The following is a 3,009-nucleotide window of genomic DNA, read 5'->3' as shown; positions in this document are numbered from 1 at the left end:
TATATTAAACTTTTCAAAAACACAATAGTATGGACACGGACAGAAGAAGGTTTATTAAGAAAAGTTCATTATATCTTTTAGGATCAGCTGGCTCTTTTCTATTTCCTGTTGAACTTCTTGCGTCAATGCGAAAAAAAGTTGGTGCCAATGACCAGATTAATCTGGGATTAATAGGTTGCAATGGCATGGGTTTTAGCAACCTGCTCTCGCTTCTGAAAATTAGTGAGGTTAACGTAATTGCACTTTGTGATGTAGATGAAAATGTACTTTCCCGACGTACTTCCGAACTCGAAAAAGCCGGTATTAAAAAACCACAATGGTATAAGGATTATCGAAAAATGTTGGAAAATAAAGCTATCGATTTTGTGGTTATTGGGACGCCAGATCACTGGCATTGCCTGCAATTGACAGATGCTTTAAGTGCTGGAAAAGATGTGTATTGTGAAAAACCAATTGCGAATTCAATGCAGGAATGTGACATTATGCTGGATACTGTTCAGAACAGTAAAAGGATTGTTCAGATTGGTCAATGGCAACGGAGTCAACCTCATTTTGTAGATGCGATTAATTTTGTGCATTCTGGAAAACTAGGTGAAATAAGACTGGCAAAAGCCTGGGCATATCAAGGCTGGATGAAACCAGTTCCTATACAAGCAGATGCAAGTGCTCCTGCCGGGGTTGATTACAAAATGTGGTTAGGGCCTGCACAAGAACGCTTGTTTAATCCAAACAGGTTTCATTTTAATTTCAGGTGGTTTTGGGATTATGCGGGCGGTCTTATGACGGATTGGGGTGTTCATCTGATAGATTATGCTTTGTACGGAATGAAAGCCGGAACGCCAAAATCTGTAATGGCCCTTGGAGGTAAGTTCGCTTACCCTAATGATGCTTCAGAAACGCCAGACTCATTACAGGCTGTTTTTGAATATGATGATTTTTCCATATTATGGGAGCATGCAACTGGCATTGATGGAGGTAATTACGGAAGAAATCACGGGATAGCCTTTATTGGGAATAATGGTACATTGGTGTTGGATAGAAATGGCTGGGAAGTAATTCCTGAAAAGGAATTTCAAGGCTGGGGCAAAGAGGGCATCCCACGCATGGAAGCATTGCCTTTGCAACAGAATCAGGGAAGTGGTTTGGATCTGCACACTAAGAATTTTATTGAAGCCGTTAAAAGCAGGAATTCAAAGAACCTTAATGCCCCTATTAAAGTAGGTTATGATGCAGCCATGGTATCCCACATGGGAAATGTGGCTTATAAATCCGGGAATAGAATATATTGGGATGCAGATAACAACAGCTTTACTGATAAAAAGTCTAATGAGATTATGATGGCATCTTATCATAATGGATGGAAATTGCCTAAAAAATAAAAATTGGCCTTATCAGAAATTTAAGATTTAAGAATATTTAACAAGCTTCTGGTTTATCGGTATTTATCATTTAACCCCAGACCTTTAGAAATCATTGGAATAATCTTCCCAAGTCGTGATTCCTTTGTCTTTTGTTGTTTTGCCTCTGCGATGTACTCGCAATAATCTCTTTGTTTATAAGGAGTGAGAGCATAAAATTGCTCATTCAGTTTGTTGTTTTCTTGTAAAGCGTCCAATAACATTTTTGGGATGATTATTTCTGTCTTTCGCGATGGTTTTATTTTCAGTCCTTTCTTTTGATTGGCGATAGCCTCCTTTATATATTCAAGAACACCTGCTTCATCAATATCACTTACCGACTTAAATTTCCAGTGCCTCATGGATTTTGTGTTGCCTTCCTGTGCATTTTTCAGAACTCCCTTGGGATCACTGAGGAAAACTCCGTTAAAAAACCAAATGCCAAAATGATTTTTAAAAGCCATTATTCCCAATACGTTTTTATTATCTATGGTGTACACAGCTGAGCCCCATTTTAGTGCTTCTGTCAATTGGGTTTTTAAGGCAATATCCCTTAATTTTCGGATTCCCTCCCCGTATTTATGATCTTTGGAATAATAGGCTTCTACTTTTTCATTTATTTCCATATCCCCAGTTATTTACTGGCTACAATTTCGCATATTTTTACGATAACTTCAACTGCCTTTTGCATACTTTCTACTGGTATGTATTCGTACTTTCCATGAAAATTATGTCCGCCCGCAAAAATATTTGGACATGGTAGTCCCATAAAACTAAGCTGTGAACCATCTGTTCCACCCCTAATAGGTTTTATAATTGGTTCTATATCTAATGTTTCCATAGCCTCTTTGGCAATTTCAACGACCTGAAAAACCGGCTCTATCTTTTCCCTCATATTAAAGTACTGATCTTTTATCTCCAGGGATAAGAAATCTCCATGTTTTTCATTCAGTTCATTGACACTATTTTGCAGTAGTTTTTTTCTCTTCTCAAATAAGGACCGATCATGATCCCTAATAATAAGTTCCAACTCTGCTTTTTCTATTTCACCCTGGAGGTGATTAATATGATAGAATCCTTCCCGGCCTTCGGTTTGTTCCGGCACTTCTTTTTTTGGTAATAAATTTATTAATTCATTTAAGAGGCCAATAGCATTTACCATTTTTCCTTTGGCGTATCCCGGATGTACACTTTTGCCCTTGGCGGTAATTTTTGCGCCGGCAGCATTAAAATTCTCATACTCCAATTCCCCTATCTGACTCCCGTCTATAGTATACGCCCAATCTGCATTAAATTTTTTGACATCAAATTTATGTGCTCCACGTCCTATCTCTTCATCTGGTGTAAAACCAATACGGATAGGGCCATGTTTAATTTCCGGATGCTGAATGAGATACTCCATAGCTGTGATTATTTCGGCTATACCGGCCTTGTCGTCTGCTCCAAGAAGCGTAGTGCCATCCGTTACAATAAGGGTTTGTCCTTTATAAAGAAGTAAATCATCAAAATAATCTGGGGAGAGTACAATATTGTTTTCTTTATTAAGGACGATGTCCTTTCCGTCATAATTATGAATCAAACGAGGTTTTACATGGGTTCCTGAAAAATCCGG

Annotated in this window: 3 protein-coding genes; 1 reads left to right on the top strand and 2 read right to left on the bottom strand. The window is 38.2% G+C overall.

Going from position 1 to position 3,009, the window contains the following annotated elements:
* Positions 1–29: 29 nt before the first annotated feature.
* A complete protein-coding gene (locus tag WBN20_RS13000) occupies positions 30–1,379 on the top strand; it encodes a Gfo/Idh/MocA family protein (RefSeq protein WP_424282004.1) in 1,350 nt (449 codons plus the stop codon).
* Positions 1,380–1,432: 53 nt separating this feature from the next.
* Here WBN20_RS13000 and WBN20_RS12995 read toward each other — a convergent pair whose 3' ends face one another.
* Positions 1,433–2,023, bottom strand: a complete 591-nt coding sequence (locus WBN20_RS12995) for a YdeI/OmpD-associated family protein (RefSeq protein WP_424282003.1) — start codon at positions 2,021–2,023, stop codon at positions 1,433–1,435.
* Between the two features lie 8 nt (positions 2,024–2,031).
* The coding region (gene pepT, locus WBN20_RS12990; RefSeq protein WP_424282002.1) for a peptidase T at positions 2,032–3,009 on the bottom strand (978 nt) is incomplete at its 5' end.

It is taken from the genome of Eudoraea sp. (assembly GCF_049665975.1).
Lineage (GTDB): Bacteria > Bacteroidota > Bacteroidia > Flavobacteriales > Flavobacteriaceae > Eudoraea.
This window is presented reverse-complemented; position numbering and strand designations above follow the sequence as displayed.

What these genes read in the sequence shown, in the direction of transcription:
- WBN20_RS13000 (WP_424282004.1), top strand. Translation starts at nt 30, where the DNA reads ATGGACACGGACAGAAGAAGGTTTATTAAGAAAAGTTCATTATATCTT.
- WBN20_RS12995 (WP_424282003.1), bottom strand. Translation starts at nt 2,023, where the DNA reads ATGGAAATAAATGAAAAAGTAGAAGCCTATTATTCCAAAGATCATAAA.